The sequence below is a fragment of the Rhodococcus sp. EPR-134 genome, assembly GCF_001647205.1.
GTDB lineage: Bacteria > Actinomycetota > Actinomycetes > Mycobacteriales > Mycobacteriaceae > Rhodococcus_F > Rhodococcus_F qingshengii.
In genome coordinates, this window is sequence record NZ_LVCT01000163.1 from 1 (window position 1) to 24,389 (window position 24,389).

The window sequence follows — 24,389 nt, forward strand, 5'->3', positions numbered from 1 at the left end:
ATCTCCCACAAGGCATCCGGCACCAAACGCAAAGACAAATCATCCACCACGAACCGTATTATGTCCCACACGTCACTTCACCCACATGAGACACGCTCTAAGTGCGGAACAGGTGATCCCAGATCAGAGTGAACAAACCGAAATTGACGTCACCGATTCCCGCCCACTTGAGGTGATGGAATCGGTGGCCGGCGTTGAGGGCGAGTATCGGGCGCAGGGGGCCGATGCGGTAGTCGGCATTCGAATGCTGAAGCAGGAGTTGGACAGCGACACAAACCGCGAGCGCCGAGGCAACTGGAACGGGCATCCCGAGGAGGATCAGTGGCAGGACGCCACCTGCGGTTTCGAAAGTCTGATGCACGGGGTGCTTCATCAGTCCGTTCATACCGTAGAACCGTTCGAGGCTGTGATGAACCGCGTGGAAACGCCACAACCATCCAACCTTGTGGCTGATCAAATGCACGACGGTGATGCCGAAATCGGCAACCAACACTGCGAAGACGACCTGAACGACAAACGGAAGACCGATCGGCCACAGCCCGTCGAACGGAATCACCGCTGCCATCAACGGGATTACCGCGACGCTGACCAAGATGAGAGATTCGTTGACAAACGCATGGACCGCGTCGCGAAACCTGTCCGGTCCGGGGGCATTCCACGAAGATTCGTAGGGAAGCGCCCGTTCGGCGGCGAAAGAGCAGACCACTGCGAAGAGAATCAATGCCACCAGTGACCATTTCGGCGCGCCGGATGCCGCCAGCGCGATTGCGGCTCCGTTGATTCCCAAGAGCATGAACGGGACGTACCCGTATCTGACGATGAGGGTGAGCATGTATTCGATGGTGCACGGCGCGGGTGGTCCTCGACTTGTACGAATCGGTCGACTTTCAGTCAGCCGAACAAGCGGTGTCGCGTTACTTCGTCAGCACGGTGGCGAGTGCAGCGCTCAGATACGGAGTGATGTTCTCGACGACCCGTGTCACGATCGCAGTGGCGACGTCAGCCGGTTGCAGTGGCACCGACGGTGTCTGCGGCAGCGCCGGGGGAGCAGGCGGAGCGGGCTCGGACATCATCGGCGTGTAGGTGTTGTGCTTCGTGAAGTAGCCGAAGACCGAATCCACGAACACCTCGGGCGCATCACGCGGCTTGGGCATGTTGCAGATGCCGTCACCCTCGATGCAGACTTCCTGCACTGCGATGTCTCCGAATCCGCCGCGTGCTCCGGACATCGTCGCTCCCGGAACGACATTGGGCACTACGGTTTCGATGCCCCCGGCCGAGTTGCGAGGGTCGGCGTAGAGGACGCCTTCGACTTGCGATTGGGGAATGGATCCGTCACGTGCGATGTCACCGAGAACGTCGCCGGCAATCCGTGCTCCCTGTGAGTATCCGGTGACGACGATCTCGCTGCCCGGGCACTGAGCGTGGAAAGCGTTGACTTCAGTGCGAAGCGTCTGGGCGCCGGCGGCAACGCTCTGGTCGTACGTCTGTTCGCCGAGCGGCCAGAAGCTGGCGGGGTAGGTCACCGGCTTGGAGGCGTAACCCTGGGCGACGTAGCGGTCGGTGACGGGTTGCGTCGTTTGTCCCGTCGGATCCCACGTTCCGCCGACCGCGAATACCGCACCGGCCGGGCACGACCCACCGTCATTCGGGTCCGCTCCGGCAGGTACCGACATCACAAGAGTCACCCCCGCTGTGACTGCAACCGTGCATGCCACTGACATCGCGTATTTCCTCATCGGGCCTGTCCCCATCTATCTACGTTCTCGTTCACTGGCGAGACAACCCGCGGTCCGACGCGTTTCGTTCGGTACTGAAGAGAATGGTGATGGGGCGATAAGTCCTGGAGGTAATCCGTGCGTAAACAGGAAGTTGCCGACCGGCGCTGTTTACTACCAGCGTGTGTGGGGCGTCACGGCGTCGGTACCTGCGGCGGGTGATCCGGCTCGAGGAGGGTTCCGATCTCCTTCCCCATCGACACGGCGTTGTTGAGGTCCGCGTTGGTTGTCGGCCCGAGTGTGGCGTAGACGACGATCGTCGTCTTCGAATCGGGGTAGTAGAGCGCGAGACCGTTGTAACCGCCGTACGACGGGTTCATCACCAGCCAGCCGTCGAGGTGCCCGGTCCCGAAGGAAAAGAACTTGTCCGCCGTCATACTTCCCAAGCCCGCAGTCGTCGGCGCCATCTGCTGCTCGAAAGCCTTGTCGGAGAGTAACTCTCCCGTTCCCAGCGCGCGCACCCACTTTCCGACGTCGGCGACAGGCGCGTTCATGTTTCCGCTGTGCAGGAACGCCGTCGGATTCCAGAAAGTGGAGTCTTCGAATACTCCACGTTCATTGGTGTAACCGTGCAGGATCGGTTCGTCCATCTGCGACGTGAGTACAACGCTGCTGTGATCCATCCCGAGTGGATCGAAGACGCGCTGCTGAAGTAGTTCGCCCAGCGGTTTTCCAGTCGCTTTCTCCATGACGTCGCCGAGCAGCGTCAGGTCGCTGTGCGCGTACGCCCAACTGGTGCCGGGTTCGAACAACGGCGGGCGGGAGTTGGCAAGATCCAGGATCTCTCGAGAAGTCCAGCCCTTCATCGGGTTGTCCGTGAAGAGTTTGAGGAACTGTGGATCGGTCACGTAGTCGGAGATGCCCGACGTGCTGTTGGCCAGCATTCGCGGAGTGATGGTGTCTGCGCGTGGAAAGTTCGGTTCCCACTTCGCGATCGGTTGATCGAGGGGAAGCGTTCCCTCTTCGTCGAGTTGCAGCAGGACTGTCGAGAGCATCGGTTCCATCGGTTGGCCGACGCGCAACTGCATGTCGGTTGTCGCCGGAACTCCGACAGGGGACTCTCCGACGGCGCCGAGAGCAACTTCGTCGTCGCCTCGCCACACCCCGAACACAGCGGCACTGAGGCCTAAGTCGGCCACTTGGCGGCGGACGATGTCCGTGATCTCGGGGGCTTCCCGACTGCTCGAGGTGCTGGGAGAGGCGCTGCCCGTGTTTGTTGCGGAGTCATCGTCGGAACTGCACGCAGCGGTTGCAATGGCAACGGTCAAGACGATCGACAGAGCAGACAGCCGCACCCGAGCGCGGTGGTGGGAGGAAGTCATGCCTGCGATCCCTTCGATGTGGAAATCGAGCAACCGACGCCGAGCAATGTCCCAATTGGCCGAATTTACCGCAGTTGGAAGGAGGAGGGGTCAGATCGACCGTATAGGCGCAACTGCTGTTCCAGTGCAGTCCTCATTCGGGTGCCGCGTCCGGTTCCTCTCGCAGGTCCTGCGCTTGCTGAAGCTCGGCGTTGATGCGACGGGCTTCGGTGAGTTGGTCTTCGAGGATGATGATGCGGCAAGCCGCGTCGAGCGCCGTGCCGTTGGCTACGAGTTCGTGCGCGCGGGCTGCGATGCGCAGCTGGTAGCGGGAGTAGCGGCGATGTCCGCCCTCAGAGCGTTGCGGGGTAAGTAGTTTCGCGGCATCGAGGCTACGAAGGAAAGCTTGCCTGACACCGAGGATCTCGGCCGCATGTCCCATGCTGTACGCAGGATAGTTCTCGTCGTCGAATTTGCCGGAGGGGTCCCCCGGTGGTGTATCTGCCGGAATGGCTCGCTTCTTTCGCTGAACGGACGGGGCCCCCGGCGCGAGGAGCGCCGGGGGCCGGATGGGGTTGAACTTACTTACATAACTGCATTCTTTCGAACTTCCGGACTCGCACAAGACATCCGGTAGCCGCTTTGAAGGGGGGTGCCGGGTCCGACTACACACTCACACACGAATTCGGCCCCGGCACGTCCCTGCCCTGCGGTACTGCTTGCGGGTAGTTCATCTCTCCCGCATCTCTTGACTCGTTCCTTGCTACGAGAAAAAAGATACAACAGCCTCGCGAGAATGTCTACCCTGACCGCTGTAGATATTTTGTTGCGAACATTCTAGGTGTTGATATTCAGGAACGGCCTGGTCGTCGGGGGTGAGAGCGCTCAATGTGAGTCATAGGAGATGGATCTGGGACAATGCTCCGATGCGAAATACCCCGAAGTCCGAGTCGTTGTTGCGCGCCCGCGCGGAGAGGGAAGAGCGCACCGGCTCCTCCGAGCATCCAGCTGGTGGCGCGCCGAACCCCGGAGAGGACTCGTCGTCGTCCGAGCCGGGGGCACGCAGCGACAGCGCCACGATTCGGTCGGCTCGGTCCGAGCTCTCAACTCACGCCAGGGCAGTGGAAAGTATGCACGAGGCGATCCATCCTGATCGCGATTGAGGCAGCTGCCTCGTCGGGATGCGGGGGGACTCCTTCATCCCGCTCACTGCAACGCACGACGGCCGCCGCACTCCCGAAAGTAAGGGGAGTGGCGACGACCGTCGAGTTGTCAGAGTGTGCGCTCAGTACTTGAACCTCAAGGCAGCAACTGGTCCAGGAAGGTGTTGCTGAAGACCTTGTGCGGATCCAACGCGTTGAATGCGGCGTTGGCGGTGTCCCAGTTGTCGCTCGATGGGACGCCGTCGCGGTAGGTCTGGGGGAGGCCCTGGGTGATGATCGGGGTGTCGGTGTACGGCTTGTCGGGGCCGAACGCCCAGCCCTTGGACCACTCGGGGCGGAAGGTGGCGTCGTTGTTGTTGTAGTGATTACGCATCCACTGTTCCATTTCGCGGTAGAACGCGAACATGCCGGGGGTTCCGGGGACGCCGAGGACGTTGAGCCAGATGGCGGTGTCCCATTCCGGATGGTCGGGGCGCGGGCGCATGGCCGAGATGGTGGGGGCGCCTGCCGAGTCGACCTCGACATCCGACGGTTGATCGAGGCCGCAGCAACGGATTTCGACGGGGCCGTTGAGGGGGAACTGTCCGATAGAGCGGTAGTACTCCATGCGACCGTTGAACCACTGGGTGAAGTCGTGGATGACCTGGCCGATGTTGGCGCGCGAGGTGATGACGGCTCCGCCGCCCTCGGTCAGGCGCAGGGTGGTGGCCCGGATGTAGAACTGGACGTCCTTGGACCATCCCCACAGGTCGTTGGAGAACGTCGCGGCGAGTCCGGCAACGGTGGTGGCGTACATGATCTGCCCGAATGCCGGTGCGATGCCCGGGTTTCCGGAGTTGATCTGGCCGATCATGTCGGTGACCGGCTCCGGGAGGTTGTCGGAGAAGATGTAGTTGTACGGTCCGGTCACCTCACGCGAGAACGGCGGCTTGGTGGGTGCAAGTGACCACACCTTCATCCACGGGCGTTCGGTGAAGGGGTACCAGATTGCTTCTGCGCGACCGTTTTCGCGGACGAACTTCTCGAAGGTGCGTCCGGACGCTCCGCGGGCGCCGAAGAGTTCCTGCCAACCGATGTCGGTGTGGCTGACGCAGCGCATGCGGTAGTTGGGGGCGGCCTGCAAGGTGACGGAGGTGAGGAAGGTGCGTCCGAGGTGAGTCAGCAGCGGCTTGATCGCCGCGTCGCTACGTGCATACGTCTTCAGTGCGTACTCGCTGCCGTTCCAGACCACTGCGGTCAGGGACGTGACGAGGTTGGAGAGTGAGCCGAAAGTCTGTCCGGGAACGTGTGCTTCGCCTTCGGCGGGAAGAGCTGCGCCGTGAGCGTCGACGGCGAGGCAGCCGGCAATGGTCAACACACCCGGCGCCGGCAGGTTCGCGAACCCGAGGCCCTGTGCCTGCAGTGCGGTGGTGATGGCGTCGAGGGTCGCGCCGGGTCCTGCGGTGACGGTGGCTGGGCTGCCACCGGCGTTGACGGAGACGCCGGTGAGGTGGACCGTGGTGTCGGCGAGGATGACCTTGTCGACCGGCGCACCGTTGACGATGGTCAGCGGCGTCCAGCCGTGCATGGCACCGCGGGGACGAATGGTGTAGCCGTTGGCATGGCCCCAGTTCGCGAGGCGGACTACGTCTTCGGGCGTCTTGGGCGAACAGGTCCAGATCGCGTCGAGCATGATCTCTTTGGACCAGTTCTGATATGCCTGCTGGTACAGCGCGATGCCTTCGGGGAAGGCAGGCGGCGGCGTGAGGGTGGAGACAGGACCACCCGCGGAGCCGGAGGAGCCGGCGGGGACGGCATAGGCCGGCGTCCAGCCGGCGAATGCGGTCGCTGCCACGGCGCCGGCTCCAGCGGCCATGAAACCTCGTCGGGACAGTCGGAACTTTTCGTCTTGTGCCGTCATCTTCGGGCTACTCCATCGGGTTCGAGAACTACGGTGAGTTCTAACAGGTGGGTATCAGACAGGTTGGTATCAGACAAGAGTGAGAACTACGTCAGCCAGGGCAGGAGCTTCGCGCTCCAGTACAGAAGCTGAGATCAGGAGTCGCCCATTGTCTTTCCAGATCTGGATACTCAAGTTCTCGCCGGGAAATACGACCCCGGCAAAGCGGGCCCGAAATCCGGCTACCCGACTGCTGTCGCCGTCGAGCATGGTATCCACTGCGGTCTTGCAGACCATTCCGTAAGTACACAGTCCATGCAGGATAGGCGCTGGAAAGCCTGCCGCGGAGGCGAATTGCGGATCCGAGTGCAACGGATTCCGATCACCACACATCCGGTACAGCAAAGCCTGCTGTGGAAGCACAGGCGTCACCACTGTCTCATCTGCTTCGCGATCCGGAAGCGTAATCGACTCCGACGGACCACGTTCACCCCCGAAACCACCCTCGCCGCGGGCGAAAATGGACGAGCGAGCTGTCCACAGCGGGTTGCCCTCGGCGTCGACCGTGACGGATTCCTGCACGATCACCGCGGCCTTGCCCTTGTCCCAGATCTCGGCGATTCGAGTTGTGGTGCGGCCACTTCCACTTGCCGGGATCGGCTGATGGACAGTGACTTCCTGGCTCCCGTGGACTACCTTCGCCAGATCGATTTCGACGCCGGGGAACGACACCTTCGGTGCTTCGGTGGCGTGGAAGTTGGCGGCGACGGTGGCAAAGGTGGGTAGTACCTGAGGCTTTTCGTCGTCGAGGTATCGAAGCTCGGTCGGATCAAGCGGACGAGCACCTGCCCCCAGGGCCAAGTGGTAGTGCTGCACGTCCGACGGGGTCCACGAGAACTCTTGTGGCGCAAGCTCGGCGCCGAGTGCGATCTTCGGATCAATTGGCATGGTCGACCGCCGTCTTTTCAGCTGCAGGTGCTTCGGTTGTCTCGGCCTTCTTCGCACGCTCGACGATGTCGAGTACGGCCAGGTAACCGAAAGTCATTGCGGGACCGATGGTCGCGCCTGGTCCGGCGTAGGTGTGGCCCATGACCGGAGCGCTTGCGTTGCCAGCCGCGTAGAGGCCGTCGATGACGCTTCCGTCTTCGCGTAGTGCTCGGCCGTTGACGTCGGTGCAGATTCCGCCCTTGGTGCCGAGGTCACCCGGAACCATCTTGATGGCGTAGAACGGAGCCTTGCTGATTTCGGCGAGGCTGGGGTTCTTCAGTCGGGGATCGCCGTAGTACGCGTCGTAACCACTGTCACCGCGTCCGAAGTCCTCGTCCTTGCCGTTGCGCGCGAAGCCGTTGAACCGATCGACGGTTTCGGTCAGCGATGCGACGGGAAGCCCTGTCTTCTCGGCCAATTCGGCGATGGTTCCCGCCTTGACCACGATGCCGGCCTTGAGCCAGCGGCCGGGGAAGGGAGAGCGGGGAGTGATACCGGCAAACGTGTAGCGGTTGCGGTAGCGCTGATCGAGAATCATCCACGTCGGGATGTTCTCGCCGGGGCCCTCGCCCTGACCGTACTCACCGCCGTACATCGCATGGGTTGCCTCGACGTACGGAGCCGCCTCGTTGCCGAAGCGCTTGCCCGACATGTTGACCATCATGCAGCCCGGGAGGGTGCGCTCGGAGAGAGCGAACCACGGTCCGCCGGTCAGCGGAATGGACGGGCCCCACCAGGCGTCGTCCATGAAATCGACTGCAGCGCCCACTTCTTGGCCTGCGCGGATACCGTCGCCGGTGTTTGCCTTCGCGCCGACGGTCCATTCGGTGCCGATAGGTGCGCGCTGGTACTTCTCACGCATTTCCTTGTTGTGCTCGAATCCGCCGGATCCCAACACGACTCCGTGGCGAGCGCGGATGACCTGCTCCTCGCCGTCGACGATGACGTTGACGCCGCGAACTGCGCCGTCTTCGGTGTACAGGGAGGTCAGCGGGGTGTTCAGCAGGATGGGTACTCCGGCGGACTGAAGTCCGAGTCGAATACCGGCGACCAGTGCCTGGCCGCGAACCAGCAGATCCTTCTTGGTGGCCTTCGCTGCGAGGAATCGCATGCCGACCTTCATGGCGCGCAGGGGTCCGCGAGGATTGCGCATCAGCAGGTTGAGCCACTTGTAGTCGGCCTGGGTGATGACGAAGTTCTTGGGGGCCTTGACGTAGTCGGGCTCGAGGTTCTTGCGGTCGGCGCCCAACTTGTTGCCGTCGAACGGGGTGGGCTCGACACTGCGGCCACCGAGGCGTCCGCCGGGTGCTTCCGGGTAGTAGTCGGAGTAGCCGGGAACCCACTGCAGCTCGAGCGGGCTGTTCTTCAACACGAACGAGAGCATCTCGGGACCGCGCTCGAGATAGGTGTCGATGCGTTCGGGAGCGACAACGTCGCCGATGATGCTGTGCAGGTAGGAACGTGCGGCCTCCGGTGTATCGGTGACACCGCCCGCTTGAAGTGCCTCGTTGTTGGGGATCCAGACCCCACCACCGGAACGGGCGGTCGATCCGCCGTAGTGGGCGGCTTTCTCCACGATGACCACACTCAAGCCCTGGTGGGCTGCGGTCAAGGCCGCTGTCATACCTGCGGCACCACTGCCGACGACGACGATGTCGTATTCCTGCTTGCTCATGTAGAACACGTTATAGAATGATGGGGGTGTCAGTCCATGCTTTCTGCCAGGAAGTATTTCCGGACGTTGTCATTGATAACGAAACACGTTGCAGTGAGATTGAGGATGGTGCGGTGTGACCTGGGATACTTCGGTTGACGTCCTTGTGGTCGGGTTCGGTGTGGCGGGCGCCAGTGCGGCGCTCGAAGCGGTAGCGGCCGGTTCGTCGGTTTTGGCGATCGACCGAGCGCTCGGCGGTGGGGCCAGCACGATTTCCGGAGGAATCTACTACGCCGGCGGCGGCACCGTGATTCAAAAGGAAGCCGGTGTCGAGGACAGTCCCGAAGCCATGCTCGCCTACCTGAACCGCGAGGTCGGTGACGCGGTGACGCCGCAGACTCTGCGCCGGTTCGTCGACGAGAGCCCGGCGTCGATCGACTGGCTGCGCAGTCACGGCGTGCCGTTCGAGGCCTCACTCTGTCCGTACAAGACGTCGTACCCGAGCAACAAGCACTACCTCTACTTCTCGGGTAGCGAATCGGCCGGCGGGTTCCGTGACATCGCAAAACCTGCTCCGCGTGGTCATCGCGCCAAGGGGCGTGGCACGTCGGGAAAGATGCTGTACGGCCCGCTCGCGAAGTCCGCGGAGGCGAAGGGCGTCCAGTTGCTCGGCCAGACGCGAGCGGACCGGCTGATCATCGAGGACGGCCGGGTGATCGGCGTCGAAGCACTGACGCTGCGTGACGCACCTGCCGGAGTTCGTCGCCGTCACGCGACGCTCGGGTCCCTGTCCTCCAAGCCCGGCGTCTACGCACCGCAGTTGCGCACGATTCTCGACGCACTCATCGCGAAGATCGAGAAGAAGCACGCCAAGCGGATTCGCATCCAGGCACGCGGCGGCGTGATCCTGAGCGCCGGCGGCTTCGTGTCCAATCGCGAGATGATGCGCACCCATGCCCCCGCCTACAAGGGCGGTATCCCGCTCGGCACGTCCGGGGACGACGGCAAAGGCATCAACCTCGGTATCGAAGCCGGGGGAGCCACCGACAAGCTCGGCAATGTGTCCGCCTGGCGATTCATCGTCCCGCCGAGTGCTTTTCTCGGTTCCATTTTGGTGGGTGAATCCGGTGCGCGAATCGTCGACGAGTCCCGTTACGGTGCCGCTCTCGGTCAGGCGATGGCGGAGAAGAGCAGCGGAATCGGTTGGCTGCTGGCAGATTCCGAACTCGTTCGCGAAGCGAAATCGCAGATAGGTGACCAGTCGATGTGGTTCCAGCGGGTGCAGACCACCGGAATGATGCGTACTGCAGTGCGTGGCAACACCATTGCCGAGGTCGCCCGCAAAGCGGGGATAGACGTCGCCGGCCTTCAAGCCACCGTCGACGCGCACAACTCCGCTGCCGCTGCCGGACAACCTGATCCGATGGGCAAACCGTCGGACTTCGTCAGGCCGATACTGTCTGCGCCGTTCACGATGTACGACGTCTCGATCAAGCCCAACATGATGAATCCGTGCCCGATGCTCACGCTCGGTGGATTGGTGGTCGACGAATCGTCCGGCATGGTGAAAAACGAGGCCGGGGAGGGTATCCCTGGTCTGTATGCCGCCGGCCGTACCGCGGTCGGTATCTGTTCCAACTCGTATGTGAGCGGCTTGTCGCTCGCCGACTGCGTATTCTCCGGACGACGAGCCGGTCAGCACGCAGCCGCATTCTCCACAGTCGGAAAGGCCTGAACGATGCTCTCGACGCAGATCCGCGGCGAACTTGCCGACCATCTTGATTCGGCGGAACGGGATCGCGCTCCGATCAGCCCGCTGATCGCCACGTATCCGGACATCGACGTCGTCGACGCCTACGAGATCCAGCTCATCAACATCAGGCGTCGTGTTGCCGGTGGCGCAAAGGTGGTCGGACACAAGGTCGGACTCTCGTCACTGGCGATGCAGCAGATGATGGGCGTCGACGAGCCAGATTACGGTCACCTGCTCGCCGAGATGGAAGAGTTCGAGAACCGTCCGGTCGACACGTCGCGCTTCTGCTTCCCGCGCGTCGAGGTGGAGGTCGCCTTCATTCTGGGAGCAGATCTGCCGGGCGCCGGGTGCACCGAACAAGACGTCATCGACGCCACTGTCGCCTATGCGCCGTCCATCGAGTTGATCGACAGCCGGATCAAGGACTGGAAGATCGGCCTCTCGGACACCATCGCGGACAACGCGTCCTCCGCCGGGTTCATTCTCGGCAAGGAACGAGTTCGCCCGTCGGACATCGACATCAAGGCGATCGACGCGGTGCTGACCTGCAACGGCGAGCGGATTGCGGAGGGGCGCAGCGATGCGGTTCTCGGTAACCCGGTCACCGCTGTCGCGTGGTTGGCGCAGAAGGTCGACACGTTCGGAGTTCGGCTCAAGGCCGGCGACATCGTTCTGCCGGGTTCGTGCACGCGAGCGATCGACGCTCATCCAGGCGACAACTTCCGAGCCGAGTTCAGCGGCCTCGGTTCCGTCTCTCTTCAGTTCACGTAGGAGTAGTCATGACCAAGGCAAGTGTGGCGATCGTCGGATCGGGGAACATCAGTACCGATCTGTTGTACAAACTGCAGCGTTCCGAGTGGCTCGAACCGCGATGGATGATCGGAATCGATCCCGAGAGTGAAGGATTGGCGCGCGCCCGCAAGATGGGACTCGAGACCTCCGCCGAGGGCGTCGACTGGTTGCTCAGCCAGGCGGAGAAACCGGACCTGGTCTTCGAGGCGACGTCGGCATACGTGCACCGCGAGGCAGCACCACGCTACGAGGCCGCCGGTATCCGTGCCATCGACCTGACGCCGGCCGCGGTCGGCCCGGCTGTGGTTCCGCCCGCGAACCTGCGTGAGCACCTGGACGCACCCAACGTCAACATGATCACCTGCGGTGGGCAGGCAACCATTCCGATCGTCTACGCGGTATCACGTGTCGTCGACGTGGCGTACGCCGAGATCGTCGCCTCCGTTGCATCGTTGTCCGCCGGCCCGGGAACTCGCGCGAACATCGATGAGTTCACCAAGACCACCAGCCGCGGTATCGAGACCATCGGCGGCGCACAACGCGGCAAGGCGATCATCATCCTCAACCCCGCGGACCCGCCGATGATCATGCGCGACACAATCTTCTGCGCTATCCCCGAAGACGCCGATCAGGCCGCGATCACCGACTCCATTCACCGCGTCGTCAAGGACATCCAGCAGTACGTGCCCGGCTACCGGTTGCTCAACGAACCGCAGTTCGACGAACCGAGCGTCGTTTCCGGTGGCTATGCAACGGTCACCACGTTCGTCGAGGTCGAAGGCGCAGGCGATTTCCTGCCGCCGTACGCGGGCAACCTCGACATCATGACGGCAGCAGCCACCAAGGTGGGCGAGGAAATCGCCCAGAAGCTTCTGAGTGTGAAGGCATGAGCGACATGATTCATTTCGATTCGAGCTGGGACATCCGCGTCACCGACACATCGCTGCGCGACGGCTCCCACCACAAGCGTCATCAGTTCACCGTCGACGAAGTACGAGCCATCGTCGGTGCCCTCGACGGAGCCGGAGTGCCGGTCATCGAGGTCACTCACGGCGACGGCCTCGGCGGGTCCTCCTTCAATTACGGCTTCTCGAAGACTCCCGAGCAGGAACTGATCAAAGCTGCAGTCGAGACGGCGGCCAACGCGAAGATCGCCTTCCTGATGCTGCCCGGATTGGGCATCAAGGACGACATCGTCATCGCACAGGACAACGGTGCGTCCATCTGCCGCATCGCAACTCACTGCACCGAGGCAGACGTATCCATCCAGCACTTCGGCCTCGCGCGTGAGCGTGGACTCGAAACAGTCGGATTCCTCATGATGGCTCACTCGATTCCGCCGGAGAAGCTGGCCAAGCAGGCTCGCATCATGGCCGACGCGGGTTGCCAGTGTGTGTACGTGGTCGACTCCGCCGGCGCACTTGTGCTCGAGCAGGTATCCGATCGCGTCGAGGCGCTGGTTCAGGAACTCGGCAACGACGCTCAGGTCGGCTTCCACGGACATGAGAACCTGGGCCTGGGCGTCGCCAATTCCATTGCGGCAGTTCGTGCGGGAGCCAAGCAGATCGACGGTAGTACCCGTCGGTTCGGTGCCGGCGCCGGCAACGCCCCGGTCGAGGCGTTTGTCGGTGTCTGCGACAAGATCGGAGTCAAGACCGGTATCGACTTCTTCGCGATCGCCGATGCAGCCGAAGACGTTGTGCGCCCGGCAATGCCGCAGGAGTGCCTGCTCGATCGTCAGGCACTGATGATGGGCTACGCCGGCGTGTACTCGAGCTTCCTCAAGCATGCCGAGCGTCAGGCCGAGCGGTACGGAGTGTCGTCCGCGGAACTGTTGGTGCGCGCAGGTAAGCGCAAGTTGGTCGGCGGACAGGAAGATCAGTTGATCGACATTGCGCTGGAACTCCAGCGCGAAGCAGCGGCTTCCTAGCCCATGGCAGACGTACTGGCCGGAAAAGTGGCCTTGGTAACCGGCGCGTCCTCAGGGTTGGGGCGCGCCGTCACCGAGATTCTCCACCGCAGGGGCGCACAGGTTTTCGGTATCGCCCGCGACAAGGAAAAGCTGCGACAGTCGATGGTCGAGGTGGTTGGCGCGGATGGAGGGCGTCGTTTCGCGGCGACGGACGTCTCGGATTCCGCTCAGTGTGATGCGGCCGTGCAAGCGTGTGTCGACGAACTCGGTGGTATCGACATCCTCGTCAACGTGGCGGGATCGCACTCGCTTCGTCATACGGCGGATATTGCGGATTCCGAATGGGCACATGACCTTGCGGTCAATCTGAACGGACCGTTCTTCCTTTCCCGAGCAGCGCTGCCGCACTTGCTGGAACGGGGCGGCAACATCGTCAACGTCTCCTCGATCGCGGGGCTGGAAGGGCAGGCGTACTCGGCTGGATACTGCGCTGCCAAGCACGGACTCATCGGACTGACCCGAGCGATGGCGATGGAGTTCACCGGAAAGTCTCTGCGTGTCAACGCAATCTGCCCCGGCGGCATGATGACTCCTCAAGTCACCGGATTCACCTTCCCCGACGGAGTCGACTTCGACCTCGTCATGAAGGTTGCCTCGCCGCGTGGCTTGATGGAAGCCGAGGACGTTGCGAAGATGGTGGCTTTCGTTGCCTCCGACGACGCCTCGGCGATACACGGGGCCGTCTACTCGGTGGACAACGGAAAAATGGCATGACCCCGTTGGTCTCGGGACCGATCTTCCAAATCTGCTGGGTGGTCGAGGACATCGAGGCCGCCGAACAGGAGTTCACTCGGCAGTGGGGAGTGGAGCGATGGCTACGTATGCCAGACATCGCCTTTGGTCCCGAGACCACAACGTATCGAGGTGAGCCCGCGGACTATGTCGTTCACGTGTCGATCGGATATGCGGGCAGCCAACAGCTCGAGTTGATCCAACCAGTGTCCGGACGCAACCTGTACACGGAGTTCCTGGAGACTCACGGCGTCGGAGTTCATCACATGGCTTGGGTTCCTGACGATTACGAGGCGACGTTGCTCGAGGCCGAGCGTCGCGGAATGTCGGTGGTGCAACAAGGTCGGGTAGAGGGCGCCGGCATGGAGTTCTCCTACCTCGATGCCGGGCCGTTGGGTGGATACGTCGAGTTGATGAAGCTCTCGCCCGAGATTCGGTTGATGTTCGCTTCGCTCATTCCTGATTGACGGCAAACACTTTCGTGAAGTAATCGGAAACGTTCTCCGGGTGACCACGGAATCCGAGGTAGCCGTCGGGGCGAATGACCAGCGCCGCCGTACCTTCGACCCCATACGCGGCGCACAGTTGCGAGGCGTTGTCCTCGATGATCGGCACCAGCGAGTCGACGGTCACGGTTCCCGGTGGCACTATCGCGTAGACGTCCAGCAAGCCGTGCGCTGATCGAATTGCGGCGTCGGCGACCTTCTCCAAGCTGTTGATGCTCTCCGCGGATCCGTCCGAAGTCAGCAGTAACGTGTGGTCGAATCCGGACAGCAAGTCGAACAACCGAATTGGATACTGCACACCGTCTCGGCGCATTCCGCGTGCATCGGGTGCACGCTCGCCCGGTTGAACGTGTGGACTCGAAGAATTACGCCCGGTGTTCAGCGGACTCTCCGAGTAGTCGATCAACAATTGAGCCTGGCGCCGCATTGCCGTGTCGATGGAGGACTCTCCCGAACCGATTCCTTCTCGAGCATTTCGGACCGTCATCCCGACGACTTCTTCACCGACCGGCCGCCTTTCGGCGTCGTAGGTCTCGAGAAGATCCGCTTTCGCAACACCTTTGACGGCGAGCGCTATCTTCCACGCAAGATTGTGGGCGTCCTGGATCCCGGTGTTCATGCCCTGCGCGCCAGTCGGGGGATGGATGTGCGCGGCGTCGCCGGCGACAAAAACCCGTCCGCGGCTGTAAGCGTCGACGATGCGGTGGCTGATGCGGAAGACCGAGGACCATCGCAGCATCGAGGCGGTTGTCGGTTCTGGGGACAGTCTGTCGAGCACGGCCTGGATGTGATGGAGTTCCGGTGTCTTGCCGGTTGAAAAACCTTGTTGTACAGCGGCTTTGTTCGACGATTCGTCCGGCATCAACTCGTCCGGAACGAGCATCGACATGCGGTACCGCTTGTGTCCGGGAAGTGGGATGCAGACGAGTAGATCGTCGGTGGTTCCGTCGTCGCTGGTGTGGTTGGCGCGGACGGAGTAGCCGCTGGGTATCGACCAGTCGACTTCGACGTCGCCGAGCATGTAGCTCTCGGCAAACGCGCCGCCCTCGAAGCTCAGGCCCAGCCCTTTGCGGACCACGCTGTGCGCGCCGTCGGAACCCACCAGGTACCGGGCTGTCACAGTGCTGCCGTCGCTGAGGGTGCAGGTGACGGCGTCGTCGGATTGTTCGAATGCAGTGAGGCCGACTCCGCGTTCGACGGTTGTTCCCAACTCGGTGAGGCGCTCGGTGAGGATGCGCTCCGTCGAGTACTGAGGCAGACAGAGAAACCAGTAAGGAACGTCGTCGGGGAGGGTGAGGTCGACGCGGCCGACCTCGACGCCGTTCGTGTACATGATCTGACCGCGCATCAATGTCGAGGCGTCGAGTGCCTGGCGGAGCACCCCCATGTTCTCGAAGAGTTCGAGAGTGCGTGGCTGAATCCCGACGGCTTTCGCGTATTGCCGCGGTTCGTCGAGGGGGTCGACTATTCGACAGGAGATACCGCGTCTGCGCAGCTCGATCGCGGTGGTCAATCCGATCGGGCCGGCGCCCGCTACCAATACGTCGGTATCCATGAGGACCCACTCACGTCGGGGACAGTCGGTCATTTCAGTATGGGTACGCGAACTTTTGTTTTGGGGAAATTCGCGCAGATCGGGCATTTTGGGGCTTTCCGCACGGGTTGCAGACGTTGAGGTCGTGGGAAGATCGCGACGTGAAGGCAGGCGAGTTGCATCATGAGCCGCCGGGGTACCGGTGCCCGTTCTGTCGCTTCGCGCTGGGCGAGTTCGACGAGCACAACTCGTCGACCGACCTGGTTGCTCGAACCGACCACGCAATCGCTCGGATTTCCCCGAAGTGGTGGCCGGGCAACCCCGGCCACGTACTTGTGTCGCCGATCGAGCACTTCGAGAATCTCTACACTTTGCCCACGAGCGTCGGGCACTCGGTTTTCGACCTGGTTCAGGCCGTGGCTGTTGCAATTCGTGAAGCCTACGGCTGCGACGGCGTCTCGACCCGGCAGCACAACGAACCGGCGGGCAACCAGGACGTCTGGCACCACCACGTCCACGTATTTCCGCGATACGAGGACGACCACCTGTATTCCCGGCATGGCGAGGCGGCCTACGTTCCGCCTGAGGCGCGAGCGCCTTTCGGCGCACTTTTGCGCCCTCGATTCCTTGAACGCTGATCTGCCGCCACATCCAAGTGATGTACAAATCTGCGTGTTTGTAAAACTTTTACCTCAAAAATCGTTGACAAAACGCTATCATTTGTCCACTCTCTATACATAGATGTTGTTCGTGTCGCGGATTACCGCGCAGGACGCACTCACTGATCCGAACGAGAACTGGAGAATTCGATGGCGGCGTTGGTGTACACCGAGCCAGATGGTCGGCTCGCAACTTGGAGAGACCGGAAACGCTACTTGTGGCTGCTGGCGCTGATTCCGTCATCGGCAACTTTCATCGCCGTGGGGCTTGTTACCGCCACCGGATGGAATGTCTTCTGGTGGACCGGCCCACTGATCGCGTTTGCTCTCATTCCCGTCATCGACATCCTGGCGGGTGAGGACGGGAAGAATCCGCCCGACGAGGTGATCGACGAACTCGAGAACGACCGCTTCTACCGGTGGTGCACCTACGCCTATCTGCCGCTGCAGTACACGGCCTTCTTCCTGTCCTGCTACATCTGGGCGCGTTGGGATTTGAGCGTTCTCTCCAATATCGGACTCGCAGTGACGATCGGTGTGACGGCCGGAATCGGCATCAACACAGCCCATGAACTCGGGCACAAGAAGGAGAGCGTCGAGCGCTGGTTGTCCAAAATCGTTCTCGCACAGAGTGCTTACGGTCACTTCTACCTCGAGCACAACCGTGGCCACCATGTGCGAGTGTCGACTCCGGAAGATCCGGCGACCTCGCGCTTCGGTGAGACCCTCTACGGTTTCTGGCCGCGCAGCGTCGGCGGGGGATTGAAGTCGGCGTGGCATCTCGAGAAGACCCGCTTCGAGCGTTTGGGCACCACGCACTGGAGCATCAAGAACGACGTGCTCAACGCCTGGCTCATGTCGGTTGTTCTGTTCGGTGTCGCGCTTGCAGTGTTCGGGATCGGCATCGCGCCGTACCTCGTGATCCAGGCGTTCATCGGGTTTTCGCTGCTCGAAGCGATCAACTACCTCGAGCACTACGGACTCCTACGTCAGAAAACCGCAAGCGGACGGTACGAGCGATGCACGCCGGCGCACAGCTGGAACAGTGATCGCATCTGCACCAACGTCTTCCTTTATCACTTGCAGCGGCACAGCGATCATCATGCGAATCCGACACGGCGCTACCAAGCGCTTCGCAGTATGGAAGAGGCCCCTCAGCTCCCGAGCGGCTACGCCAGCATGATCATGCTCGCAACAGTCCCGCCCCTGTGGCGCAAGGTGATGGACCACCGCGTTCTCGAGCACTACCGAGGTGACATCACCCAGGTCAACATCGCGCCGAAGAAGCGGGCCAAGATCCTCGCAGCCTACGGGGTGAACGCATGAACGCCTACATCTGCCCGATCTGCGACTACACGTACACCGAATCGACAGGCGCTGCGCGAGAAGGCTTTCCGCCCGGCACGCCGTGGTCGAGTATTCCGGACGACTGGTGCTGCCCCGACTGCGGCGTCCGCGAGAAGGTCGACTTCACCCTCGTCACGCAATCCTGATCGAAATACCCACCGGTGAAAGGAAAACCGATGTCCGAGACTGCCACTGCTTACAAATTGTTCCGCTGCCTCCAGTGCGGGTTCGAATACGACGAAGCGATCGGCTGGCCCGACGACGGTATCGAGCCGGGTACTCGCTGGGACGAGATTCCCGAAGACTGGTCCTGCCCTGATTGTGGTGCCGCCAAAGTCGATTTCGAAATGGTGGAGGTGGACCGCTGATGACAGCGGTCAGCGAGCCCGACACACGCACCGTCGTGATCGTGGGCACGGGCATCGCCGGTTCCGGTGCCGCGCAGGCCCTGCGCAAGGAAGGGTTCGGCGGCAGCATCATCCTGATCGGAAGCGAACCTGAGGAGCCGTACCGCCGCCCAGCGCTGTCGAAGGAGCTACTGTCCGGGAAAGCGTCGTTCGATCGGGTTCGGTTGCGGCCGTCGACTTTCTGGAACGAGCAGGGTATCGATCTTCGGATCGGCGCAACTGTCACGAGTATCGACACAGATTCCCGCACAGTACTTTTAGCCGACGGTGACAGCATCGACTACGACGTTCTGATTCTTGCCACGGGTGGACGGTCCCGACGGTTGGCCGCGGAAGATTCCGAGCGCGTTCACTATCTTCGGGATATCGCAGACATGCGACGCTTGCAATCCCAGCTGATCGAAGGATCCTCGCTATTGGTGGTCGGCGGTGGCTTGATCGGATCGGAGGTGGCGTCAACGGCACGCGACTTGGGTTGCAGTGTGCAGGTTCTCGAAGCGCAACCGGTGCCCCTGTCCAGGCTGCTTCCACCGTCGATAGCGGAGAAGATCGCCGCGCTGCACGTCTCGGCGGGCGTCGCCTTGCAGACGGGGGTCGACCTCGAGACGCTCACGACGGGTGCCGACGGCGTCACCGCACGTGCGCGTGACGGACGCGAGTGGACAGCGGAGTTGGCCGTCGTCGCAATCGGATCCTTGCCCGATACCGATGTGGCTGCTGCTGCGGGTATTGCGGTGGACAACGGGATTTCGGTAGACCGATACCTCCGGACCTCCGTCGACAATGTGTACGCGATCGGCGATGTGGCCAACGTGCCCAACGGTTTTCTCGGCGGCATGCACCGTGGTGAGCACTGGAACACTGCGCAGGACCACGCAGTTGCAGTTGCCAAGACCATCGTCGGGAAGGAAGAACCCTTCGAATCCGTCCCTTGGAGTTGGTCGAACCAATTCGGCCGCAACATTCAAGTAGCGGGTTGGCCAGGCGCGGACGACACCGTGATTGTTCGAGGAGACTTGGACTCCTATGACTTCACTGCGATCTGCATGCGCGACGGAAATATCGTCGGTGCTGTGAGCGTGGGCCGGCCGAAGGACATTCGTGCCGTCCGAACCCTTATCGAACGCTCCCCGGACATCAGCGCCGACGTACTCGCCGATACAAACAGGGATCTGACCGAACTTGCGGCGGGTCTTGTCGCCTCACCGGTGCTCTGAGTGCACTCGTGACTTCTGTGGCTTGCGTGTCCACCGTTTTGACACCGAGCACGGGCGATGGAAATCTTCCCGATATGTCCACCGCTCGTGCCCGTGTCCCGTACCACGAGGCAGCTCGTCAACTCCTCCGTGCGTCAGCGCTCGACGCCACACGCGAACTCTTGACCGAGAAATCGTGGAACGACATCACGATGGCGCATATCGCGGAAGCTGCGGGTATGAGCCGGCAGACGTTGTACAAGGAGTTCACGTCTCGCCAGGGATTGGCGTCCGGATACCTCATCCGGTTTGTCGACGAGTTTCTCGAAGAAGTGGAACGCGAAGTAACGCTGCATCATTCGGATCCGCGTGGCGCGGTCTCGGCTGCATTTCGTGCCTTCTTCGACGCCGGTGCCCGGGATCCGATGGTGGTCAGCATTGTCGGTCCCCGGCCGCAGCACGACCTGCTGAGCTTGGTCACCACTGACGGGACTCCGCTGCTCGAACATGCGAGCGCGAGGTTGGCCGAGATCTTCATGACCAGTTGGGCGAACGTCGACCGCATCCATGCCGAGATGTTCGGCAGCACGATAGTGCGTCTGGCGATCAGTCACGTGACGTTGTCTTTCGGTACCCCCGATCAGATCGCCGAGAACCTGGGGGAGATGTTCGGGCCGTTCCTCGATCAGGTCATCGGTTCGGGCACAGTCGAACCGAACTGAGCCGACAGGATCGATACGGTTTCCGGGCTAGGACGGAAGTTCGATCGAGCGTGATCGCCGTAGTTCTTTGGTGGGAAATATCGTCGTTATGTGTGAATCCGCGTCTCACTTCTCGGTAGCGTGCCGGGCGTAGATCGAGGTGCGATCCGCAGGGGGTGGCTCTCGTGAATTTCCGTCAACGGTGGACGAATTCGAAGATGAAGAGCCGCAACAAATCTCGAGTGATGTCGACAGTCGCGCTAGTTGCAACATTTGTCATGGCCGGTGCAGGTGTGGCAATTGCCGACGAATCATCGTCAGGGTCTTCCGGCAGCGGATCGCTCGGTTCCTCCGGTGCGGCAGCGGTTGATCCGTTGACCTTCGACGGTTGGGGCACGTGCCCGATCGAGGATCTCGAGGTGACGACGTGCGCCAGCGTCGTAGTTCGCGGAGGGACCATGAAATTGGGCGCACTTTCGGTGCCGATCCCGGACGGAAGCCTCAAGGTTGCGGGCGGAGTGAAATACGCGACCCAGCCGGACAACAGTTTCATCGAGACGTTCGTCGCCAAGCAGGACGGGTCCAACGGGGTCTATTCCAATCCGATTTCGGTACCGGGAGGTGCTCTCGGGATCGATACTCCGCTGGGACTGACTCAGATCAGCGCGACGGTGGAATCGGTGGGAGTGCCGGATCTGAAGGTTCTCGAGCAGGAACTCACCATGCCTGTTCGATTGAAACTGTCTAATCCCTTGCTCGGTGACGATTGCTACATCGGTTCGGTTTCGAATCCGATCAACCTTCACCTGACCACAACCGGAAACCCTCCGTCGGAACCTATCGGTGAGTTCCCCGGTGCAGTGTTCCCGGCAGTCCCACATTCGGATGCGGTGTTTGCGGCGCCGGGAGCCAGCGGGTGTGGACCGCTGGGTGCGCTCAACTGGGCCGTGAATCTACGCGGGGGAGTGCCGGCGGCCAGCGGAAAGAACTCTCTCACCACGTCGAGCGAAGTCTACGCGGTGGCTGCACGAAAGGTGCGACCGCCTGCCTGACGGACGCGCGGGCGCTGGAACGTAAAACGAGGGCCGACCCGTGGGTCGGCCCTCGTTCTACACAATCAGGTCAGCTGACCTCGGGATCACGCACCGTGATGGTGCCGTCCCTAACCGCGTCGGCGATGCTGTCGTGCAGTTTCGGGCATCCGTCTTTCAATGCCGACGACTGCCCGGAAGCAATTGCCTCTTTGAAGGTGTGGCAACGCAGCGCCGGGTCGGAAGTCCACTGAACGCTGGTGTGTTTGTACGTGTTCTTGCGAACCAGTACGCACGCGCCGCATGCCTTGCAGTCGACTTCCTGCAGACCCGAGTCGAGGTATTCGTGCTTGTCCTCGATCGTCTGGGCCGCGATCGCCTCGAGCCGTTCCGTTTGCCCGGCAAAGTCCGGTGCCTTGGCCCAACGAGCCCACCGTGCGTCGGTTCCGATCGAGGCGCTCACGACTAGACCTCTGCTTCCTTCTTTGCCGCTTCTGCTGCAGCTTCCTTCTCGGCCTTCTGGCGTGCGAGGTTTTCCTCGACCTCGGCGTGCCAGGCTTCGTTTGCCTTGGTGGTGTCCACCTCGAACTCGAAGCGCTGCGTCATCTTCTCGGTGACGTCGGCCTTGTCCACGTAGAACTGCTCGTACCAGCGTCGTAGCTGGTAGACGGGGCCGTCTTCATCGCAGAGAAGGGGATTCTCGATCTTGGTCTTGTTCTTCCAGATCGCGACGTCCTGCAGGAATCCCTCGCTGATGCCCTCGGTGAACTTGCCGGCCAACTTGTCGGCCATCTCGTCGGAGACACCCGTCGGCTTCTTCACCGTCACGCCCCACTGCAGCACGAACGAGTCCGGGCTGATCGGGTAGTGGCAGTTGATCAGAACACTCTCGACCTCGTATCCGCTGTAGCTGTTCCACAGGGGATTGACCATGTACGACGGTCCGTAATACGCAGCTTCGGAGCGAAGCAGCGTGTCGCCGCCGTACTGGGAGGCCATTCCGATGTCGGGACGGCCCGTGGTGTTGAGGTACTGAGTGGCGATCTCACCTTCGAAGACGTTCTTGAAGTACGTCGGGAAGGCGTAGTGGATGTAGTAGAAGTGCGCCATGTCGACCACGTTGTCGATGATCTCGCGGCAGTTGGACCCCTCGATGACCATGGAGTTCCAGGTCCAGTCGGTCCATTCGTCGCTGTACGCGCCCTCGATACGAGGAATCACGATCTCTTCGGGCGGCGGATTGCCCTCGGGGTCGTTCCAGACGAAGAGCTGACCGTTCTGCTCGAGGGTCGTCCACGCGCGGGTGCGTGCGAGCGGAGGCACGCGGCGGGCATAAGGAATGCCGGTGCACTTGCCGTTGCCGCCCCAGCGCCAGTCGTGGAAGGGGCAGGCGATGGAATCGCCCTTGACCTCGCCTTGTGTGAGGTCACCACCCATATGACGGCAGTATCCGTCGAGAACTTTGATGTCGCCCTTGCTGTCGGCGAACACCACGAGCTTCGTACCGAAAGCCTCGATCGCGTGCGGTTTGCCGTCCTTGAAGGTCTTCAGTAGACCCAGGCAGTGCCAACCGCGGGCGAAACGAGTTTGCACCGTTCCGACGTCGATCTCGCGAATCTGCGCCATTGTGACCTCACATCCCTTCTAGCTGTTAGTAGAACACGTTATAGAACTCGATCCGGTTCCGCCAGATTTTGGGGGCACTTGTTACAGCATTGCGGCCACAAACGGGACCTTTGTCAGCGTCTCGACAGAAAAGAGAACGTGTTCTAGTCTCAAGTGTAAGTGAACCAACCGATCGAGGAAGACGGGAGCGTCGAAGTGGGTAACCATGACAGCCACGAGGTGATGCAGAGGCTCGACGCACTACTGCCGGCACTGCGCGAGCGCGCACAGGAGACCGAGGATCTGCGTCGTATCCCCGACGAGTCCATCAAGGCTCTTCAGGAAACAGGTTTCTTCCGCTTGCTGCAGCCGAAGCAGTGGGGCGGATACGAAGCCGATCCGGTGCTGTTCTACTCCGCGGTCAAGAAGATCGCCAGCGCGTGTGGTTCCACAGGGTGGGTCTCCTCGATCATCGGGGTACACAACTGGCACCTCGCCCTCTTCTCTCAGCAGGCACAGGAAGACGTGTGGGGCAACGACACTGACGTTCGCATCTCGTCCTCTTACGCCCCGATGGGTATGGGTGAAGTAGTCGAGGGTGGATACAAAGTCAACGGTGCGTGGGCGTGGTCTTCGGGTTGTGACCACGCCAGCTGGGCCGTTCTCGGTGGGCCGGTGTTCAAGGACGGCCGCGCAGTCGATTTCGTGAGCTACCTGATTCCTCGCGAGGACTACCAGATCGACGACGTGTGGAATGTGGTCGGTCTGCGTGGAACCGGCTCCAATACCGTTGTGGTCAAGGATGTTTTTGTTCCCAAGCATCGCGTTCTGAGCTTCCGGGCGATGAGCGAACTGACCGCCCCGGGCCTCGAGAACAACACCGCGCCGGTCTACAAGATGCCGTGGGGAACCATTCACCCCACGACGATCTCGGCACCGATCGTCGGAATGGCTTACGGAGCTTACGAAGCGCACGTCGAGCACCAGGGCAAGCGTGTGCGCGCTGCGTTCGCCGGCGAGAAGTCGAAGGACGATCCGTTTGCCAAGGTGCGCATCGCCGAGGCGTCCAGCGACATCGACGCCGCGTGGCGTCAGCTCTCCGGCAACGTCGCCGACGAGTACGCGTTGATCCTTGCGGGCGAAGAGGTTCCGATGGAACTGCGGCTGCGCGCTCGACGTGACCAGGTGCGCGCCACGGGCCGCGCGATCGCCTCGATCGACAAGCTCTTCGAGAACTCCGGCGCCACGGCGCTGCAGAACGGCACTCCTATCCAGCGTTTCTGGCGCGATGCTCACGCTGGTCGCGTCCACGCCGCCAACGATCCCGAACGCGCCTACGTCATGTTCGGAACCGGCGAATTCGGTCTGCCGATCACCGACACGATGGTCTAG

The 24,389-nt window shown here is 61.8% G+C and carries 24 protein-coding genes and 1 pseudogene; 15 read left to right on the forward strand and 10 right to left on the reverse strand.

Annotation, left to right across the window (positions count from 1 at the left end; all coding sequences use genetic code 11):
• Positions 1–100: 100 nt before the first annotated feature.
• The 4 genes and pseudogenes from A2J01_RS07315 to A2J01_RS07330 all read right to left on the reverse strand — a co-directional run.
• A pseudogene (locus tag A2J01_RS07315) lies at positions 101–832 on the reverse strand (sterol desaturase family protein); the annotation flags it as partial.
• An 82-nt stretch (positions 833–914) separates the two neighbouring features.
• Complete coding sequence (locus A2J01_RS07320; protein ID WP_003945630.1) at positions 915–1,724, reverse strand: PE-PPE domain-containing protein; 810 nt, start codon at positions 1,722–1,724, stop codon at positions 915–917.
• Between the two features lie 188 nt (positions 1,725–1,912).
• Entirely contained in the window at positions 1,913–3,100 is a 1,188-nt protein-coding gene (locus A2J01_RS07325) for a serine hydrolase domain-containing protein (RefSeq protein ID WP_064112432.1), read from the reverse strand.
• A 133-nt stretch (positions 3,101–3,233) separates the two neighbouring features.
• Positions 3,234–3,590 carry a MerR family transcriptional regulator gene (locus tag A2J01_RS07330; protein ID WP_442971556.1) on the reverse strand — a complete coding sequence of 119 codons (357 nt, stop codon included), beginning with the start codon at positions 3,588–3,590 and terminating at the stop codon, positions 3,234–3,236.
• A 415-nt stretch (positions 3,591–4,005) separates the two neighbouring features.
• Here A2J01_RS07330 and A2J01_RS35705 point away from each other — a divergent pair, with 415 nt between their 5' ends.
• Positions 4,006–4,242, forward strand: coding sequence for a hypothetical protein (locus tag A2J01_RS35705; protein ID WP_007734072.1), 237 nt, complete (start codon positions 4,006–4,008; stop codon positions 4,240–4,242).
• Positions 4,243–4,378: 136 nt separating this feature from the next.
• Here A2J01_RS35705 and A2J01_RS07335 read toward each other — a convergent pair whose 3' ends face one another.
• The 3 genes from A2J01_RS07335 to kstD all read right to left on the reverse strand — a co-directional run bounded on the left by A2J01_RS07335 (position 4,379) and on the right by kstD (position 8,783).
• Positions 4,379–6,142 carry a cholesterol oxidase substrate-binding domain-containing protein gene (locus A2J01_RS07335; protein ID WP_007734073.1) on the reverse strand — a complete coding sequence of 588 codons (1,764 nt, stop codon included), beginning with the start codon at positions 6,140–6,142 and terminating at the stop codon, positions 4,379–4,381.
• Positions 6,143–6,211: 69 nt separating this feature from the next.
• Positions 6,212–7,069, reverse strand: coding sequence for a MaoC/PaaZ C-terminal domain-containing protein (locus A2J01_RS07340; protein WP_064112418.1), 858 nt, complete (start codon positions 7,067–7,069; stop codon positions 6,212–6,214).
• Complete coding sequence (gene kstD / locus A2J01_RS07345) at positions 7,059–8,783, reverse strand: 3-oxosteroid 1-dehydrogenase (protein ID WP_197494173.1); 1,725 nt, start codon at positions 8,781–8,783, stop codon at positions 7,059–7,061. The genes A2J01_RS07340 and kstD overlap by 11 nt, the downstream gene beginning before the upstream one ends.
• A gap of 115 nt (positions 8,784–8,898) precedes the next feature.
• On the opposite strand from kstD, the gene A2J01_RS07350 reads away from it, so the two are divergent.
• Genes A2J01_RS07350 through A2J01_RS07375 form a run of 6 tightly spaced genes read left to right on the forward strand, consistent with a single transcriptional unit; the run spans position 8,899 to position 14,478 of the window.
• Positions 8,899–10,497, forward strand: a complete 1,599-nt coding sequence (locus A2J01_RS07350) for an FAD-binding protein (RefSeq protein WP_058039235.1) — start codon at positions 8,899–8,901, stop codon at positions 10,495–10,497.
• A gap of 3 nt (positions 10,498–10,500) precedes the next feature.
• Positions 10,501–11,286: a 2-keto-4-pentenoate hydratase gene (locus tag A2J01_RS07355; RefSeq protein WP_042449395.1), complete on the forward strand. Its 786-nt coding sequence runs from the start codon at positions 10,501–10,503 to the stop codon at positions 11,284–11,286.
• A gap of 8 nt (positions 11,287–11,294) precedes the next feature.
• Complete coding sequence (locus A2J01_RS07360) at positions 11,295–12,197, forward strand: acetaldehyde dehydrogenase (acetylating) (RefSeq protein ID WP_050655875.1); 903 nt, start codon at positions 11,295–11,297, stop codon at positions 12,195–12,197.
• The gene (gene dmpG / locus A2J01_RS07365; protein ID WP_064112420.1) at positions 12,194–13,237 is read left to right on the forward strand and encodes a 4-hydroxy-2-oxovalerate aldolase; all 1,044 of its coding nucleotides are present in this window, start codon (positions 12,194–12,196) and stop codon (positions 13,235–13,237) included. Before A2J01_RS07360 ends, dmpG begins: the two co-directional genes overlap by 4 nt.
• A 3-nt stretch (positions 13,238–13,240) precedes the next feature.
• Complete coding sequence (locus tag A2J01_RS07370; protein ID WP_064112421.1) at positions 13,241–13,993, forward strand: SDR family NAD(P)-dependent oxidoreductase; 753 nt, start codon at positions 13,241–13,243, stop codon at positions 13,991–13,993.
• Positions 13,990–14,478 (forward strand): VOC family protein, encoded by a 489-nt coding sequence (locus A2J01_RS07375; protein WP_064112422.1) that lies wholly within the window; start codon positions 13,990–13,992, stop codon positions 14,476–14,478. Before A2J01_RS07370 ends, A2J01_RS07375 begins: the two co-directional genes overlap by 4 nt.
• Here the strand turns inward: A2J01_RS07375 and A2J01_RS07380 are convergent.
• The gene (locus tag A2J01_RS07380) at positions 14,465–16,072 is read right to left on the reverse strand and encodes an FAD-dependent monooxygenase (protein WP_064112423.1); all 1,608 of its coding nucleotides are present in this window, start codon (positions 16,070–16,072) and stop codon (positions 14,465–14,467) included. The two genes, A2J01_RS07375 and A2J01_RS07380, sit on opposite strands and share 14 nt — an antisense overlap.
• A 140-nt stretch (positions 16,073–16,212) precedes the next feature.
• Between A2J01_RS07380 and A2J01_RS07385 the strand changes: the two genes are divergently transcribed.
• From A2J01_RS07385 to A2J01_RS07415, 7 genes are all read left to right on the forward strand, one after another.
• Entirely contained in the window at positions 16,213–16,689 is a 477-nt protein-coding gene (locus A2J01_RS07385) for an HIT family protein (RefSeq protein ID WP_007734089.1), read from the forward strand.
• 171 nt (positions 16,690–16,860) lie between these two features.
• Positions 16,861–18,036: an alkane 1-monooxygenase gene (locus tag A2J01_RS07390; RefSeq protein WP_003945652.1), complete on the forward strand. Its 1,176-nt coding sequence runs from the start codon at positions 16,861–16,863 to the stop codon at positions 18,034–18,036.
• On the forward strand, positions 18,033–18,203 hold the full coding sequence (locus A2J01_RS07395) for a rubredoxin (protein WP_007734092.1): 171 nt from the start codon (positions 18,033–18,035) through the stop codon (positions 18,201–18,203). The genes A2J01_RS07390 and A2J01_RS07395 overlap by 4 nt, the downstream gene beginning before the upstream one ends.
• A gap of 30 nt (positions 18,204–18,233) precedes the next feature.
• On the forward strand, positions 18,234–18,425 hold the full coding sequence (locus A2J01_RS07400; RefSeq protein ID WP_007734094.1) for a rubredoxin: 192 nt from the start codon (positions 18,234–18,236) through the stop codon (positions 18,423–18,425).
• Entirely contained in the window at positions 18,425–19,681 is a 1,257-nt protein-coding gene (locus A2J01_RS07405) for an NAD(P)/FAD-dependent oxidoreductase (protein WP_007734096.1), read from the forward strand. The genes A2J01_RS07400 and A2J01_RS07405 overlap by 1 nt, the downstream gene beginning before the upstream one ends.
• Positions 19,682–19,755: 74 nt before the next feature.
• Complete coding sequence (locus A2J01_RS07410) at positions 19,756–20,382, forward strand: TetR/AcrR family transcriptional regulator (protein ID WP_007734097.1); 627 nt, start codon at positions 19,756–19,758, stop codon at positions 20,380–20,382.
• Positions 20,383–20,579: 197 nt separating this feature from the next.
• Positions 20,580–21,413 carry a hypothetical protein gene (locus tag A2J01_RS07415; protein WP_064112433.1) on the forward strand — a complete coding sequence of 278 codons (834 nt, stop codon included), beginning with the start codon at positions 20,580–20,582 and terminating at the stop codon, positions 21,411–21,413.
• A gap of 70 nt (positions 21,414–21,483) precedes the next feature.
• Here the strand turns inward: A2J01_RS07415 and A2J01_RS07420 are convergent, their stop codons facing one another.
• On the reverse strand, positions 21,484–21,855 hold the full coding sequence (locus tag A2J01_RS07420) for a hypothetical protein (protein ID WP_003945499.1): 372 nt from the start codon (positions 21,853–21,855) through the stop codon (positions 21,484–21,486).
• Between the two features lie 2 nt (positions 21,856–21,857).
• Entirely contained in the window at positions 21,858–23,018 is a 1,161-nt protein-coding gene (locus A2J01_RS07425) for a Rieske 2Fe-2S domain-containing protein (protein ID WP_064112424.1), read from the reverse strand.
• Positions 23,019–23,213: 195 nt separating this feature from the next.
• Here A2J01_RS07425 and hsaA point away from each other — a divergent pair, with 195 nt between their 5' ends.
• On the forward strand, positions 23,214–24,389 hold the full coding sequence (gene hsaA / locus A2J01_RS07430) for a 3-hydroxy-9,10-secoandrosta-1,3,5(10)-triene-9,17-dione monooxygenase oxygenase subunit (protein ID WP_039973406.1): 1,176 nt from the start codon (positions 23,214–23,216) through the stop codon (positions 24,387–24,389).